Below are 604 nucleotides of genomic sequence, written 5' to 3' on the forward strand. Positions count from 1 at the left end.
GATATCAACAAGGGCCTCGCGAGGATCGTCGACACCATCGATTACCGCTTCAACAACAACGTGACGGTAACGGGGGTCCCGACAGGCCTGAAGGATCTCGACGAGCTCACCGGCGGACTACAGAAGTCGGATCTCATCATCGTCGGTGCCCGTCCCTCGATGGGCAAAACGTCGTTTGCCCTCAACCTTATCGACGCCGCGCTGCAGAGCGACCAACAGAAGTCTGTCCAAGTTTACAGCATGGAAATGCCGGCAGAGCAGCTGCTGTTCAGGCTGGCCGCCCTGCTTGGCCATCTGGACCTTGGCAAGCTGATGAAAGGCCAACTGCAAGAGGAGGATTGGCCCCGGCTGTCTGTCGCGATCAAGCGCATAAACGAATATGGCAGCCGCCTGGTCATCAACGACCAGGGCAACCTCTCGCCGACGGAGCTACGTGCCAAAGTACGCCGTGCGGCCAGGAAGTACGGCCATCCCGTGCTGATCTTGGTCGACTACCTACAACTGATGCGCTGCCCAGGCCTGGAAAACCGAGCCACCGAGATCTCGGAGATATCCCGCTCGCTGAAAGCACTGGCCAAGGAGATGGATTGCCCCGTCGTGGCCC

1 protein-coding gene is annotated in these 604 nt (G+C 59.4%); it reads left to right on the plus strand.

The genetic code is table 11. The features are described from left to right. On the plus strand, positions 1–604 hold a 604-nt coding region (locus JHD77_RS33415), incomplete at both ends, for a DnaB-like helicase C-terminal domain-containing protein (protein WP_199506592.1).

The sequence above is a fragment of the Pseudomonas sp. P20 genome (genome assembly GCF_016463925.1).
Taxonomy (GTDB): Bacteria; Pseudomonadota; Gammaproteobacteria; order Pseudomonadales; family Pseudomonadaceae; genus Pseudomonas; species Pseudomonas aeruginosa.